Source organism: Flagellimonas yonaguniensis, from assembly GCF_029193885.1.
Classification (GTDB): Bacteria; Bacteroidota; Bacteroidia; order Flavobacteriales; family Flavobacteriaceae; genus Flagellimonas; species Flagellimonas yonaguniensis.
Map to the genome: position 1 here is coordinate 29,619 of NZ_JARFVB010000015.1, position 15,358 is coordinate 44,976.

Sequence of the window (15,358 nt, forward strand, 5' to 3'; positions counted from 1 at the left end):
CATCAGTCCTCATCGGATTTTTTATAATGGTATTTGATTTCGATTTTTTCTTCGGTTTCCTCTGTAATAGTTTCGATAAAATTACCGTGCTCATCAAAGTGCTGTAGAAAAGAGTCGTCTGCTTCATTATAATCATCATGCTCCCAATCGTATTTTCTGACCTCGGGAACTTTTACCTTGGTAACCAATGCCATAATAAGTCCCATAGCAAAACCTGCTAGGTGTCCTTCCCACGAAATACCATCTTTCACGGGAAATATATACCAAATCATACTACCATAAATAAAAACAACAATCAATGAGAGGGCAACGAGCCTGTAATGTTTGGCCAAAATTCCTTTGAAGAATATAAAACTGGCCAGCAAATAAATCACTCCACTGGCACCAATATGATACGATGGCCTGGCAATGGCCCAAGTAAGCAGTCCAGAGGCAAGTGTTCCCAACAGCAAGACCCGAAGTGCCGCACTCCGATAAAAATAAAACAGAAAGGCCGTTAGCACAGCCAAAGGAATGGTATTGTTGTACAAATGTTCTATGGAACCATGAATAAATGGACTGAAAAATACGCCTTGCAGACCGGACAACCTTCTTGGATACACCCCATATTCGTTCAGGTTGATGCCCAACTGCACCTCGACCAAGAACACCATCCAAATGGACAATACCGCCAATAAGGGTGCTATGACCACCGCATTCGAAAATTTAAATGAATCCGAATTCATACGCAAACAAAATCAAACATCCCGCCACAACCTTGATTTGACACAAATTGTCAGGTCGACGATAAAATCCTTTCCAAAACAAGAACAATAGACCATCAAATTTATTTTATTTTTGAGGCATGAACGAACCCTTGGCAGAACGCATACGTCCAAAAACTTTAGAGGATTACATCAGTCAGCAACATTTGGTGGGAAAGCAGGGCGCCTTGACCAACCAGATTAAAAGTGGTGTTATTCCCTCCTTGATTTTTTGGGGACCTCCCGGAACGGGAAAAACCACCTTGGCCAACATCATTGCCACCGAAAGCCAACGGCCTTTTTACACCTTGAGTGCCATCAGTAGTGGTGTAAAGGATGTTCGGGAGGTAATCGACAAGGCCAAGCAAAGTGGAGGCTTGTTCACTTCCAAAAACCCCATCCTTTTTATTGATGAGATTCATCGTTTTAGCAAATCGCAACAGGATTCGTTGCTTGGAGCGGTTGAGAAAGGCTGGGTAACGCTTGTTGGTGCCACTACGGAAAATCCAAGCTTTGAAGTGATTCCCGCACTTTTGTCCAGATGCCAAGTTTACACCCTCAACCCTTTTGGAAAAGACGACCTTGTAGCACTTTTGGAACGTGCCATAAAAACAGACGGTATTCTTTCCAAAAAGCAAATTGAACTGAAAGAAACCGATGCGTTATTGCGTTTGTCAGGTGGGGACGGACGAAAATTGCTCAATATATTTGAGCTTATCGTGAACTCCGAACCAGGGGACAAGATTGCCATTACCAATGATTTGGTCCTCAATAAGGTTCAAAAAAACACGGTACGGTATGACAAAACCGGGGAGCAACACTACGATATTATTTCTGCATTCATTAAAAGTGTCCGTGGAAGTGACCCCAATGCCGCGGTTTATTGGTTGGCCCGTATGATTGAAGGCGGTGAGGATGTAAAGTTCATAGCTCGCAGAATGATCATATTGGCATCGGAGGATATTGGGAATGCCAATCCGACTGCTTTGGTCTTGGCCAACACCACTTTTCAGTCGGTTACAACTATAGGATATCCGGAAGCGAGGATAATCCTGAGTCAGTGTGCCACCTATTTGGCAAGTTCCCCCAAGAGTAATGCCAGTTATATGGCCATTAACGAAGCACAACAGAAAGTGCGGCAAACAGGAGATTTGTCCATACCCATTCCATTACGAAACGCTCCTACCAAATTAATGAAGGACCTAGGATATGGCAAGGGCTATGCTTATGCCCATGACTATCCAAATAATTTTGTGGACTTCGAGTTTCTTCCTGATGAAATTACCGGAACGACCTTTTACAGACCGGGAAACAATCCCCGGGAAAATTCCATGAAGGACTTCCTAAAGAAAAGATGGAAAAACAAGTATGATTTCTAGAACTTGATATGGAGTTCTTTCTGCACTTTTTTACCATTATCGGAATACTCCAACAACCATGTATCCCCTTTTTTGAAGACCACTGCATTGTTACCCTCAAAATTGGTCATGAACACATTCTCCATAGAGGTTTCCTCCAATTTAAATACCACCTTTGGTGTACTGTCCACCAATTGGTATCCATTGTCAATAGGTTGGGCATATAGAAGGTCTGTTGTCGACGCGGCCACGGTCGCTGCCGTAGTATTTGTAGACTTCACAACAGTACTGGGCTTGGGTTCAACAGCTTTGTAAACCTGCTCTTCCATTGTTGCCTTCTGCTCCACTACATTGGTCTTTGACTCCTTGTCAACAGTTTTCACATCATCCTTAAAGCTCACTGTAACCGGTGCCGTTTCCTTTGGTTGACCCTGTTGGGGTTCATAAGCATAATTCAATCCCACATAGGAAACAAATGCCTTTTGAATGACATCCCTGTAGGCATCTTCAAACGATTTTATTTTACTCTTGGCTTCCTCGGACCTGAACACCTCGACATTATTACAGTCCTTAAGTGCAATTACCGCTTTGGTGGTAAACATATTGGAGCTGTCAATAAAATCCGCCGTTAATCCCAAGCATCTATTCACAGCCAAGTCAAATGGCAAATCGTCATCATAAACCGCATTGAACCCGTTTTGTTCAAAATAATACTTTACCAATGTACTGGTCTGATAGTGATTGGCAGATTTGAAAGCATCAAATTTTTTGGGAACGATGATATACTTATAGTCGTTCAACTGTGCATTAACAACCCCATTCAACCCCATTGCGAAAAGCAATATGTACAATATTTTCAATCTCATAATGATGAATAATCAATTTCCGTTCCAAGATATAATATTAAATCCGAACTGTAAAGAAGCATAATGGCTATCTGCCAAATTAGCATAGCTCAAAAGATTATCCGCCAAGACATAAAAATTAACCGGGCCCAACTGAAAGTTTGCACCCAATCCGATATTGGTGAGAGAATATTTATCTACAGTGTAAGTGCCTTTTAGGGAAAGAGCCCTGCCAAACCTTCTTTGGTAAAAACCGGTCAACGCTGCCTGTACCCCTCTTGGCCTTTTTATCATAAACAATTGTCCCCCTAAACTATTCCGATAATAATCCAGGGCGCGTCCTCCACCACCACCATTGACGGCACATCCACAATTATCCAAAACAGCCCCTCCACCTTGGCCAAAATCATACTTGATAGAGCCATAAACCTTTACAGGCCTCCAAGAAATATAGCTTGATTGATTTTCCCCATGGGGCAATGCCGTATCGATTTCATCTATCAGTTCTTCCCAAAGATCATTGTTTACATCATCGATGTCATCCGGCAGAAAAACTGAAATCCCTTCGGTAGTTGTGCTTCCCGCAAAAGTATAGTTCCAAACATCCTTGGAATTATTGATAAAACCCAAATCCAAAATACTTCCTGTAATGGTGGTTTGGGGGTTCAAGTCATAACTGAAACCAAAATCAAGGCCAAAACCCAGATTGCCTCCCAACAATACCCGTTCTGTAAAAACGCTGGTCAAGTCTTTTTGGGTTGTTCCGGTATCTTCATCAATAATGTCATAAATCTCCCTTACCCCCGCAGTTTGAAGCTGCATATCCGCAGTGATGGTACTCTCGTAAATATTGTTTTGACCTGCTGTTGTAGTGAAGGAACCCGAATTTTTGATGGATTGAAATTGAAAAACACTTGAATAAAGCTTTGCCCTAGCTCCCAGTGTCAGTGCATTGCTCACTTTTCTGTTGATACCAAAATGAAACACGTTGATCATTTCTCCCCGGAGATTCAAATCCCCCAAATCAAAACTTCTCCCCAAGTTGCCCCCTCCATTACCTTCAAAAGCCAAAATGGCCAAATCCTTGGGCCAATAGGTTATGATATCCGTTTCTCCATAAATCCCAAAGGAATAATAATCATCAGGTCTGTTCTTGCCTCTAAAACCGATTGTAATCCCTTCAATCTGACTGGTGGTACTGAAATCGTCCTTGTTCCCCATCACATCCAAGAGTCTTTCTTGAACTTTTGTTGTAAAATCTATCCCGTCATTGGCAAATAGATCATTAACGGTAACACCACTGGTGGCTCCTTGAAAAGCCAACCCAGAAACAACAGGAATGCCCACGTGCCACTTTTGCGATGTCTTTACTCCTGGGTTTACCATCAAAGACTGTGGGATTTCATTAAAATCGTACAGCAGTTCCTTATTTTGTGCAAAAATAGAGGCGCTGCCCAGTAAGGCAATCCATATTATTTTAAAGGTCATTCTCATTTCAATCGAAATACAAATTGCGCTCCTGAGCGTAAAATAATTTTGGGATCGTCTGCGGAAGACACACTGGTGCCATCACTTAAATTGATGGCGGACACCCGAAGGCTTGAGGTGTTAGCAAGAATATCTATTGGTTTACCTCCCGGACCATAAGGAACATCCCGGACCACAGTTTCCGGAGAGTTCGCTTCAATGGTAAAGATTTCCGCGTCCAATGGTCGTCCGGCATCATCTAAAAATTCAATGATCAATCGCAGTTCTTTGCTCGTGGTATTATCAATCTCGTAGGTAATTACGCCTTCTATAAGGCGCTCTGCCACATATTGTTCGTTGAAAGCATCAAAATTGACCTCTTGGGAATAAAAGACACTTAATGCTCCCTCAGAATTTATGGTAGCTTCATCCGATTCAAAATAAAAAAGTCCCGAAGCCAATGTCGGGGTCACTTGTAAGTCATCAACCTGACTGAAATCCTGCTCCTCGGTACAGGCTGCAAGGAACAACAGAAATCCTGAGAGCAAGATGATACAGTAGGGCAATCTTTTCATAGTTGAAATCATTTTCCAGTGTCAAAAAAATGGGGTTAACCACTTTTATATAACTCTATAAAATGCTTTTTATTTCAATAAGATCGTTGATCATGATGCATTCTCCGTGGTCAGAATCTTTATGGAAATTGTAGTGGAGCACTTGCATGCCCATGGCCTTTGCACCTAAAATATCGGCTTCCACATTATCCCCTATCATCAAAGAGTTTTTGGGGTCCACCTGGGCCTTTTCCAAGGCCATTTCAAAAATGTAAGGATGTGGTTTTTTGACCCCCGCCATCTCTGAATCTATTATTTTTTGAAAATAATGGTGGATTCCACTTCCCCTTAACTTTTTGGTCTGTACTTCCTGAAATCCATTGGTAATGATATGCAGTCGGTATTTTGGATAGAGGTACTCCAAAGCCTCCTTGGCATTGGGAAGCAAATGGGTAAAGGAAGACAAGTGCAGAATATAATCGTGTGCCAATTTATCGATGACCTCATCCGAAACCAATACTTCCAATCTATCAAAAGTTTGCTTTAAGCGTTGGTAACGCAGTTCCGATTTGCTTATTCCATTCTCACGGTACAAGGCCCACATCTGCATGTTGATCGGGGCATAGATCTCCAAAAAACCATCGAAATCCACATTGACTTTGTTATCCACTAAAATTTTGGCAAAGGTTAGTGCTGAGTTTTTTTCAAAATCCCATAGTGTATGGTCCAAATCAAAAAAAACATCGGTTACTTGGTGGTCAAACATAATATCGCTTTAATAGGGATTGATATAGGTCCATCCAATCCAATTGCTGTTTGCCGCCCAGCAGCTCATTGGAAAAAACCAAAATAAAGTCGCCCTTGACCTGTTTTACCAATCGGTATACCCTATCCATTTTTTCGCACACCTCTTCCTTGCTCTTATATTTTACCAAAGCGTAATCGTGCATGGCAAATGGATGTATTTTTATCGGCTGCCTTACCTCTGTATTGATGTCGTAAAAATAAAAAGGAGTGCAAGTACCTGCCCTAAAACCGATTTCGTGGGTATAGCCCATCGAAAAATCGTCCGTGAATTCGGTTTCCACCAAATTTCTGTAGGTAGCGGGGACATTGACTTTATTGTATCTAAGCCTTGCATAGCTAATGGGCCTGTTGATCAAATTGCCCAGCTGTTTTTTCTCTTCACGCAGCACTTCCTTGTCCATGGTCGATACAAAGGATGTGCTCAGGGAAACCACACTGTAATCGGCCACGGATTTAATCAGGTATCGGAACTTATTGTTATTGGTGGATACATTTTTATCATGGGCTGAATGTTTCGCAAACTGAAAAAAGAACATGGTTTTGATCGGAAACTTTTTATGGATGTCCACCAGCTTGAAGAAATTATCATAGGGATCCTTTTTAAGTCTCAATATTACGGACAAACGCTCCCAAACATCCCTGAACCTAAAATTTCCCAAGTCCAATAGAAAACCTCCCAAAGTACGTGAGATTCCACGCATGGCATAAGCATGCGAAGTGGTCACATTGACAATGGAGGTAAAACGATAACTCTTTTCCTTGTGCTCCAAGTCGGGGAAGCGTTCCTTTAGTGCCTCCAACAACCTATAAGCCCATAAATCCACTACGGGAAGTTCCAAAAAGTTGTTCTGATAAGCTATGCTTTCCTTTACCGGAAACCTTCCAACACTATCCTTAACATGTGGTAAATATTCCTCATATCGGCTCAACAGAAAAAAACTGGCTGAAAAAATATCAAAGGGAACGCTACTCTTCTCTCCTGAAGAGAAAAAACAAGGGATGCCATTCCAATCAGACACCTTGATCTCCAAATCGTTGATGCCCTGCTCGAACAATAAGTCGTTGCTTCGAATAAAAAACTCGTTCTGCAGCGGTTGTTTGGAATAGGTCATTTTGGGTCCATTGTGCTTTATGAAGTCCTCGACCTTTGTGGTAAACCCCATTTCCACCCCCAAGATGTTTTCAAAAACATGTTTGGCCGTATAGGTCAATCGATTGGTTACTTTATGGGTAAAAATCAACAACATGGACTATAGTATTCCTTTATCCGCAAAACTCAAATATTCGTGCTGTGCCAAAATCAAATGGTCCAGAATCTTGATATCCAAAGCTTCTGAAGCCACTTTCAATTTTTGGGTTATTTGTTTGTCCGCCCCGCTAGGTTCCAAGGTTCCCGATGGGTGGTTATGGGCTAATATGATTCCTACAGCTCCTAATTCCAAGGCCTGTTTCAACACCAAACGGACATCCACAAGGGTTCCTGTAATTCCCCCTTTACTCAACTGCGCTTTATGGACAACCCTATTGGAATTGTTCAGATAGACAATCCAAAATTCTTCGTGTGGAAGTTCCCCGATCAATGGGTAGAGCAATTCAAAAGCATCATGGCTGCTTTTAATTTTGGTGATTTTTGACGTATCCTCCAAACGCCTTCTCCTTCCCACTTCCAAGGCAGCGGCAATGGTTACGGCCTTGGCCTCACCAATCCCTTTGAAACGCATCAATTGGTTTACGGAAAGTTTTCCCAGTTCGTTCAAATTGTGGTCCACTGAGGCCAATATTCGCTTGGAAAGCTCCACTGCACTTTCATCCCGACTTCCCGATCCGATCAAAATAGCGATCAACTCAGCGTCAGACAGTACAAAACTGCCCTTTTGCACCAATTTTTCCCTTGGCCTGTCATCATCGGCCCAGTTTTTAATGGAAAAAGAAGCTGGTTTTTCTTGCATGGGCTAAAGATAGGAGAATAATTTTATGTATTTTTCAATATAAATCCTGCATTATGAAATCCCTTTTCAACAGCGAGGCACACGAAGAAATCCTATCTCGAATCAATCAACTTTCGGAATCTTCGGAAAGGCAATGGGGCAAAATGGAAATAGGTCAAATGCTCCACCATTGCCAATTCCCACTTAAAATTTCCCTAAGGAAACATCGCTTGGACAAGCCCAGCCCCATGTTGAAGTTTATGGGCAAGTTTTTCAAAAAAAGCTTGTACAACGATAAACCATGGAGACAAGGGCTTCCCACAGCCAAAGGCTTAAAAGTAGTGGACGACAAAAATTTTGATGAAGAAAAGAAGGCACTAATAAGCTTGATCAAGGATTTCCATCAAGAAAAAGATAAAAAAGAGTGGGACCCACACCCAGTATTTGGGTCTTTCACTCCCGAACAATGGGGACAGATGCAATACAAGCATTTGGACCATCATTTAAGGCAATTTGGCGTTTAGGTTTTAGTGAAAAGCTGCCATCGCCTCGTAAAACTCCACTTCGTCCACTCCCATTTGCTGGCAAATCCATTTAGCGCCCGCCAAATTGCTCAGTGCGGTTTCACCCGATATATCCAATGGCATGTCGCCATCGGGCGTATCCAAAAACACTTGGCCATTTTCTTCTTGATACACTGGGGTTGCATAAGGGAATTTTCTAATCGGGTTTTCGGATGATTCCACTCGCTTTTTCACTTCTACATCCTCATCATTATAGGTAATGCTCCCTCCCTTTACAATACTGTCCACAAAAACGCCGTACTGTTCCGAGTAGGCTTCAAAACCGGAATAAAAACCATCTTCATCAAACTCAATATCACTCAATAAAGCAATGTTTGGCTGATATTTATGGAATTGTGGAGCAGTATCGATGACGGATGAAGGCCCATCGTTGCCTTCGATTACCATAAAGTCGTTTTCTTTGGTCAGATGGATTCCATTGGGCGATGTCAATGCATAATCAGCCTCAACCTCATTATAGGCCAGCACGTGTAAAATCATGGAAACCACATTGGATTTTCTCTGGCTGCCCGATATCACAACTCGTGTTTTGAATTTGCCCAGCTCGTACAAGAATTCAGGATAGGAAACCAATCTTAGGCCCAACTCCTTTGCCTTCATCAATTCTGGATTATCCCTTTCAACGGTAACACCCAAGACAACGGCATCCAATTGGTCATTGATTCTATCGGAAAACCAACCGGCTTCATTGGATACCAATCCCTGTTCCTGCATAATGGCTTTGAGAGACTCATCAAATGTCTCATCACTCCCCGTGACCGTTTCTCCCTTTTTATGCAAGGCAATGGCCAAATTGAACATATTGATCTCGCCCAAACCTATAAAATGTACCTGCATCGCTTCAAATTAGAGCTCAAAAATAGCCAAAGCTGAAACCATTGCAAACATGGAAACGCTATATTAATTTCTATATTGGTGCTAAATTTGAGAACAATGAATTTATCAGAAATCAAACCAAAGGAAATAATGCCCGGATACCATGGTAAATTGGTGCACGGAGAACGTATGAGCTGGGTATTTTGGGATGTTGAGCAAAATGCTGAAGTCCCCGAGCACCAACACGACCATGAACAGATCATGCACGTAGTGGAAGGTACTTTTGAGTTCTCGCTAAATGGAGAAAAAGGAACTTACACCGCAGGAGACATTGTAGTGATCCCATCCAACGTACCACATAGTGGAAAAGCATTGACCCCATGTAAATTAATGGACATTTTCAGTCCCGTTAGAGAAGAATACCGATAGCCATGAACATTTCGTTAAGAGGAAAAACAGCCCTCGTTGGAGGTAGCAGCAAAGGAATAGGAGAAGCCATCGCACGGCAATTGGCCGAAAGCGGGGCAAGTGTGACACTAATGGCCAGAAGCGAAGGGCGCATGAAGGATTTGATCAATGAAATGGATAGTTCCGAAGGACAAAGACACCAATACCTGGCCGTTGATTTTACCGATTTTGAAGATTACAAAGCTAAAATTACCGCGTTCTTCGAAACCAACACTATTGATATTTTGATCAACAATACGCAAGGACCTAAAGGTGGTGGTGCCTTGGAAAAGAATGTTGAAGATTACCAAAATGCCTTTGACCTGCTGTTCAAGTCGGTGGTATATACTACGGAACTAGCCCTGAAACACATGCAGGAAAACAAATGGGGGCGCATTATAAACATCGCGTCCATTTCGGTAAAGGAACCCTTGAATTATTTGGCACTTTCCAATACCATTCGAGCAGCGGTGGTTACTTGGGCCAAAAGCTTGGCCTATGACGTGGCCAAAGATGGCATTACCGTGAACAGCACCCTTACAGGCTATTTTGATACAGACCGAATTGCCCAATTAAACTCCAAAAAAGCGGAGAAACTTGGAATTTCCCCTGATGAAGTCCGTTCCAACATGGAGGAGCAAGTTCCTGTAAAACGTATTGGCAACCCAAAAGAGTATGCGTATTTGGTAACGTTTTTAGCTTCGGACAAAGCGGCTTTTATTACAGGAACCAATATCCCGATAGATGGTGGGCTGTTAAAATCAATGTAGTTAAAGACTCATGCGGTCCTTGAAAATATAGGATTGTCTGCGGGAAACCTCCACTTCCTCTCCGTTTTTCATGGTAAGTTTTAGCTTTCCATTGAACCAAGGCACCACATTTTCAATATAATTGGTATTCACTATTTGCTGGCGGTTTGCCCTGAAAAATGAATCTTCCGGCAACTTTTCCTCTACCTGATTGAGCGATTTGTAGAGCATTGGTTTCTTGTCCTCAAAAAACACCCGAGTGTAGTTCCCTACAATTTCGAACAGGGAGATGTCTCCTATTTTTACCAACCAACAAGCTTCTCCATCTTTAATAAAAATCTGACTGTTATCGGTTAATTTTTTAGCTGTGGATGCGCCGTCCTCCTTGGACGCCATCTTGGTACGCACTTTTTCCAAGGCCATACCAAAGCGTTTGTTGCTCACGGGCTTCAACAAGTAATCCAATGCGTTGTACTCAAAAGATTTTATGGCATATTCATCATAAGCGGTCGTAAAAATGGTAATGGGCACCTCATCCAGCATTTCCAATAAGTCAAAACCATCCTTTTCGGGCATGTTGATGTCAAGGAACAACAAATCTGGCGATTCGGACTCAATCAATTCCACACCATCATCCACATTGCTCGCTTCGCCAATAAGTTCCAAATCATCATGGAGCTTGATAAGCTCTTTGAGCTCATTTCGTGCCAGTCTGGAGTCTTCCACTATTACCGACCTGATCTTCATGTCAATGGTATTTTGATTTCTGCCACCACCTCATCTGATACTTCCTCCAATTTAAAGGATGCTTTGTCGGCATACAACAATTTTAAGCGTTGCTCAATATTCTTTAATCCCAACTTGGTGGAATCTTGCGAAATATTCAGTTTTCCTGTATTCCTGACTTCAATAATCAAATCGTTGTCCTTTTTGAAAATGGCCAAGAGAATCCTTCCGCCATTTTTAAGATTGGAAATACCGTGCTTGACTGCATTTTCTATCAGCAATTGAATGATCATGGGCGGAATCCTAAGGTCCAACGTACCTTCCTCCACTTGCTTAACAAATTCCAAACGATCTTCGAACTGTATCTTTGATAGATCAATATAGTTATCCACCACTTCCAGTTCTTCACGTACGGGAATATCGTTGATGTTGTTCTTGGTAAGGGAATATCGGATAATTTCGGAAAGCTTGGTAAGCATTTCTCTGGATTTTTCCACATCCTCCAGCATCAAACCTCGAATATTGTTGAGGCTATTGAACATAAAATGCGGATTTATCTGTCCTTTTAAGGTGTTCAATTGGGCCTGTTTCAAGGTAGTGTTCAGCTCCAGCCTTTCTATTCTGTTCTGATTCAGTTTCAAAAGCAATTTGATAACCAAATAGGTAATTGCCCAAGCTCCGACCAAAAAGACCGAATTAAGTACCTGCACCATAAACTTGTCATACCCTTCGAGCATATGCATCTCAGTCTCGGTAAGTTCTGGACCGAATTCAAGATAGATATATCCAAAAAAGACATTTAAAAGACCAAAAATCGTAGAGGCCACCAATATGGACACAATGATTTTAATGATCTCTTTGCCCCCAAAGGAATCAAAATGCACATTTCTTTTAAGGTACCATCGTAATATCGAAGTAGATAATATGCCTATGAAAATCCCAACGATGACCGAAAATATGGTCATCTCAATGCTAACGTTCTGGGGAATCAGAGCAGCAATGGCATTGATAAATCCCCATCCCAGCAATTGAAGCACCCAAAATGCAATATTCCTTTTCCTTGTACTTAACTCCATTCGATTGAGCATGAACTGCCCAAATTTACATTAAACTTATTGGGGATGAACTATACTAAGATTTTTGTGCGACTTTTCTTTTAAAGGGATTGTCGCAAGTTTTTCGCTGTGGCAAAAATGCTATCCACATCAAGGTTGATCCAGAATAGAAAAAAGGAAAGTATCCCATGTATTCCCAGGCATTGAACCTCCCATAGACCCCTATCAATACACCAAGAATACCCATGGAAAATACAACTTTTTGTCTTGTGTTCAGTTTTTTCATATTGATGAATTTTGTGACCGCTTCAGCGGATTATAAAATGATACTTACTAAAAGTGAAATAATGAATTTGGCTAATGCTATCATGACTGTTCTGTTTTTAGATTTTATTTCTGAAGCTAAAGTACAGGACAACACCCGTCTGATGAAGTGATTTATGACAAGTGGTCATTTTGGCCAAGCGAACGGTAAAACCATTATGTTTTGGCCCACAAAAGCCCTAACAACCTGATTTTTAAGACTATTTTATTTTTGGAGGAAATTTAGAGAACACCTTTTTCACTACCGCCTTGAGTTTTTCCTCACGAACGCTTGGTGATGCGTTCTCACGGAGCCCACTCTCGGCCACGGCCTGCCAAACAAGTGCATCACGTTGCGCATCGACCAAATCAAACTGGATGCTGCGCTGTAAACTGGACCCTCCCAAGGGCAATCCCACAGAGATGCCTCCGCCCACATTTCGTCCCGTACCTCCAATGCCAAGCCCAACATTGCTGTTCGGAGCGCCTCGATATTCATCGCTGACAATATTGATAAAGAGTTCCGGTTCTTCGGCCAATCTGTATCCGCGAGCTTTTAAAGTAGAGTCCAAGGCACGCAGCAAACGCCTTTCTTCCAACTGGCTCAGGCCAGACTGCATATCGGCATAATAGTTATAAGTGGTGTAGCTTGAGAAATCGACCGCCTTATCATAATCGCAATTCACTTTGACTGAACTACAAGAGGTCACTACAATACAAAATAACAGTAAAGAAGGAAAATATCGCATGATGAACATTTGGGTCCTCCTAAATTTAATCAATATATTGATTGGATGTAAAGAAGTAGAGGGACTATTCGTTCAATAGCTTCCAAAGTCTATCTTTTAACTGCTGGACTCCCAATCCACTTACCGATGATATGAACATATAGGGCACATCCTTGAAATCCTCTTTCATATCGGCATCCATTTCATCAATGAGTTCCTGATCCAGCATATCGCATTTGGAAATGGCCACCAAACGCCCTTTGTCCAACAATTCGGGGTTGTACCTCCTCAACTCGTCCAAAAGAATGTGGTATTCCTGACTGATATCCTTACTATCGGCGGGAATCAAAAATAAAAGGGTCGCATTTCGTTCAATATGGCGAAGGAAATAATGTCCCAGTCCCTTGCCTTCGGCTGCACCTTCAATAATTCCAGGGATATCGGCCATTACAAAACTCTGAAAGTCCCGATATTCCACAATGCCCAAATTGGGCTTTAGGGTAGTAAACTCATAATTGGCGATTTTGGGCTTGGCGGAGGTCATTACCGAAAGTAATGTGGACTTCCCCGCATTGGGAAAACCAACCAGGCCAACATCAGCCAACACCTTAAGTTCGAGGGTCAGATGCCCCTCTTGACCTTTTATACCTGGCTGGGCATACCGAGGCGTCTGGTTCGTGGCGCTTTTAAAATGCCAGTTTCCCAATCCGCCCATACCGCCTTCGAGGACAATCTTCTCCTCGCCATCTTCGGTGATTTCAAAGAGCACTTCATTGGTCTCAGTATTGCGCACCACGGTGCCCAAGGGCACTTCCATGTACACATCTTCACCATCGGCACCAGTACTGCGGCTCTTTGCACCATGTTCCCCATGGCCTGCCTTAAAATGTTTTTTGAACTTGAAATGGACCAGCGTCCACAAGTTTTTGTTCCCTTTGACAATAACATGACCTCCACGACCACCATCTCCCCCATCCGGGCCACCTTTGGCCACATATTTTTCGCGACGTAAATGTGCAGAACCCTTGCCCCCGTTTCCAGAAGCAATGTGTACCTTTACGTAGTCTACAAAATTTCCCTCGGTCATATTCTAATATAAAAAAGTCTTTGTGGAAACCAATTATAGGGAGTCGATCACCTTGCTCAAACGCTTGGTAATCTCATCGATATCACCTATTCCGTTTACGGAATGGAATTTTCCCTGTTCCTCGTAGTAAGCCTTCAACGGAGCGGTTTTTTCATTATACTCATCAAAACGGTTACGGATCTTGCTCTCGTCCTGATCATCGGAACGTCCACTACTTTTTCCTCGTTCCAAAAGGCGCTCTACCAAAATATCATCCTCAGCTTCCAGTGCGATAGTAGCATTTACCTTCATGTCCTTGGATTCCAAAAAATTATCCAATGCCTCTGCTTGGGCCGCTGTACGTGGAAATCCATCAAAAATAAAACCTGCCGCATCCGGGTTTTTCTCCACCTCGGCTTTTAGCATATCAATGGTCACCTCATCTGGCACCAAGTCTCCTTTATCGATGTAAGATTTGGCCAAGTTTCCAAGCTCGGTTCCATTTTTAATGTTGTAACGGAATACATCCCCTGTGGAAATGTGTTTCAAATTATACTTTTCCTTTAGGAACCCTGCTTGGGTACCTTTTCCAGCTCCTGGCTTTCCAAAAAGCACTAGGTTGATCATATCTGTTTGATTTAATTGGTAAACTTCTCTAAGATTGCGACCGAGCTCGTTATAGTCCAGCCCATATCCCACGATAAAATGATCGGGGATCTCCAATCCCACGTAATCGATGGTATATTCGCCATTGTACACATCCGACTTGTAAAAAAGCGTTCCGATCTTAAACTCTTTTACATTGGTATTGGAAAACAAGTGCACCAATTGTTTCAAGGTACGGCCCGTATCCACAACATCTTCCAAAATAATAACACTCTTTCCCTCAATCTCTTCCGGAACATCCAAAAGAGTCTCCACAATACCGGTCGATGTAAGCCCTTGATAAGAACTCAGCCTTACAAAAGAAACTTCGCACGGGTGCTGATAAGCTTTTAGAAAATCGGCCACGAACATAAAGGCTCCATTGAGCACTCCAACGAACAAAGGTGTTTCATCCTTATAATCGGCGGCAATCTCCTTTGCCATTTTATCAATGGCCGCAAGGATTTGTTCTTCCTTTAAATACGGCTTAAAATTCTTGTCGTGAAGCTTGATCAATGTGTTCGAGTTATGGTCAGG

Annotated in this window: 18 protein-coding genes; 4 read left to right on the forward strand and 14 right to left on the reverse strand. The window is 42.3% G+C overall.

Translation table 11 applies throughout. The features are described 5' to 3' along the window. Positions 1 to 2: 2 nt before the first annotated feature. Complete coding sequence (locus PY092_RS16860) at positions 3 to 725, reverse strand: rhomboid family intramembrane serine protease (RefSeq protein WP_275616967.1); 723 nt, start codon at positions 723 to 725, stop codon at positions 3 to 5. A 119-nt stretch (positions 726 to 844) separates the two neighbouring features. Between PY092_RS16860 and PY092_RS16865 the strand changes: the two genes are divergently transcribed. Then, positions 845 to 2,122 (forward strand): replication-associated recombination protein A, encoded by a 1,278-nt coding sequence (locus PY092_RS16865; RefSeq protein WP_275616968.1) that lies wholly within the window; start codon positions 845 to 847, stop codon positions 2,120 to 2,122. Here the strand turns inward: PY092_RS16865 and PY092_RS16870 are convergent. From PY092_RS16870 to radC, 6 genes are read right to left on the reverse strand one after another with little or no spacing between them, the layout of a single operon-like run. Further along, a complete protein-coding gene (locus PY092_RS16870; RefSeq protein WP_275616969.1) occupies positions 2,119 to 2,967 on the reverse strand; it encodes a hypothetical protein in 849 nt (282 codons plus the stop codon). The genes PY092_RS16865 and PY092_RS16870 overlap by 4 nt on opposite strands. 12 nt (positions 2,968 to 2,979) lie before the next feature. Beyond that, positions 2,980 to 4,434, reverse strand: a complete 1,455-nt coding sequence (locus tag PY092_RS16875) for a DUF5723 family protein (RefSeq protein WP_313790232.1) — start codon at positions 4,432 to 4,434, stop codon at positions 2,980 to 2,982. A gap of 2 nt (positions 4,435 to 4,436) precedes the next feature. Beyond that, positions 4,437 to 4,988: a hypothetical protein gene (locus tag PY092_RS16880; RefSeq protein WP_275616971.1), complete on the reverse strand. Its 552-nt coding sequence runs from the start codon at positions 4,986 to 4,988 to the stop codon at positions 4,437 to 4,439. Positions 4,989 to 5,043: 55 nt separating this feature from the next. Then, the gene (locus PY092_RS16885; protein WP_275616972.1) at positions 5,044 to 5,733 is read right to left on the reverse strand and encodes a YjjG family noncanonical pyrimidine nucleotidase; all 690 of its coding nucleotides are present in this window, start codon (positions 5,731 to 5,733) and stop codon (positions 5,044 to 5,046) included. Next, entirely contained in the window at positions 5,726 to 7,021 is a 1,296-nt protein-coding gene (locus PY092_RS16890; protein WP_275616973.1) for a polysaccharide deacetylase family protein, read from the reverse strand. The genes PY092_RS16885 and PY092_RS16890 overlap by 8 nt, the downstream gene beginning before the upstream one ends. A gap of 3 nt (positions 7,022 to 7,024) precedes the next feature. Further along, the gene (gene radC, locus PY092_RS16895; protein WP_275616974.1) at positions 7,025 to 7,723 is read right to left on the reverse strand and encodes a RadC family protein; all 699 of its coding nucleotides are present in this window, start codon (positions 7,721 to 7,723) and stop codon (positions 7,025 to 7,027) included. Positions 7,724 to 7,776: 53 nt separating this feature from the next. Between radC and PY092_RS16900 the strand changes: the two genes are divergently transcribed. Further along, complete coding sequence (locus tag PY092_RS16900; protein ID WP_275616975.1) at positions 7,777 to 8,226, forward strand: DUF1569 domain-containing protein; 450 nt, start codon at positions 7,777 to 7,779, stop codon at positions 8,224 to 8,226. A gap of 3 nt (positions 8,227 to 8,229) precedes the next feature. Here the strand turns inward: PY092_RS16900 and PY092_RS16905 are convergent, their stop codons facing one another. After that, the gene (locus PY092_RS16905; protein ID WP_275616976.1) at positions 8,230 to 9,123 is read right to left on the reverse strand and encodes a Mur ligase domain-containing protein; all 894 of its coding nucleotides are present in this window, start codon (positions 9,121 to 9,123) and stop codon (positions 8,230 to 8,232) included. Between the two features lie 96 nt (positions 9,124 to 9,219). On the opposite strand from PY092_RS16905, the gene PY092_RS16910 reads away from it, so the two are divergent. Together PY092_RS16910 and PY092_RS16915 are read left to right on the forward strand one after the other, a co-directional pair. Then, positions 9,220 to 9,531, forward strand: coding sequence for a cupin domain-containing protein (locus PY092_RS16910; RefSeq protein WP_275616977.1), 312 nt, complete (start codon positions 9,220 to 9,222; stop codon positions 9,529 to 9,531). Between the two features lie 2 nt (positions 9,532 to 9,533). Beyond that, a complete protein-coding gene (locus PY092_RS16915) occupies positions 9,534 to 10,319 on the forward strand; it encodes an SDR family oxidoreductase (protein WP_275616978.1) in 786 nt (261 codons plus the stop codon). On the opposite strand, the gene PY092_RS16920 is transcribed toward PY092_RS16915, so the two are convergent. The 6 genes from PY092_RS16920 to PY092_RS16945 all read right to left on the reverse strand — a co-directional run bounded on the left by PY092_RS16920 (position 10,320) and on the right by PY092_RS16945 (position 15,337). Further along, positions 10,320 to 11,045, reverse strand: a complete 726-nt coding sequence (locus PY092_RS16920; RefSeq protein WP_275616979.1) for a LytR/AlgR family response regulator transcription factor — start codon at positions 11,043 to 11,045, stop codon at positions 10,320 to 10,322. Then, positions 11,042 to 12,112 (reverse strand): sensor histidine kinase, encoded by a 1,071-nt coding sequence (locus PY092_RS16925; RefSeq protein ID WP_275616980.1) that lies wholly within the window; start codon positions 12,110 to 12,112, stop codon positions 11,042 to 11,044. Before PY092_RS16925 ends, PY092_RS16920 begins: the two co-directional genes overlap by 4 nt. A 43-nt stretch (positions 12,113 to 12,155) precedes the next feature. Then, a complete protein-coding gene (locus tag PY092_RS16930) occupies positions 12,156 to 12,365 on the reverse strand; it encodes a hypothetical protein (protein ID WP_275616981.1) in 210 nt (69 codons plus the stop codon). A 238-nt stretch (positions 12,366 to 12,603) separates the two neighbouring features. Beyond that, the gene (locus tag PY092_RS16935) at positions 12,604 to 13,131 is read right to left on the reverse strand and encodes a DUF4136 domain-containing protein (RefSeq protein ID WP_275616982.1); all 528 of its coding nucleotides are present in this window, start codon (positions 13,129 to 13,131) and stop codon (positions 12,604 to 12,606) included. A gap of 64 nt (positions 13,132 to 13,195) precedes the next feature. Further along, positions 13,196 to 14,197 carry a GTPase ObgE gene (gene obgE / locus PY092_RS16940; RefSeq protein WP_275616983.1) on the reverse strand — a complete coding sequence of 334 codons (1,002 nt, stop codon included), beginning with the start codon at positions 14,195 to 14,197 and terminating at the stop codon, positions 13,196 to 13,198. 33 nt (positions 14,198 to 14,230) lie between these two features. Beyond that, on the reverse strand, positions 14,231 to 15,337 hold the full coding sequence (locus tag PY092_RS16945) for an adenylate kinase (RefSeq protein ID WP_275616984.1): 1,107 nt from the start codon (positions 15,335 to 15,337) through the stop codon (positions 14,231 to 14,233). Between the last annotated feature and the right edge of the window lie 21 nt (positions 15,338 to 15,358).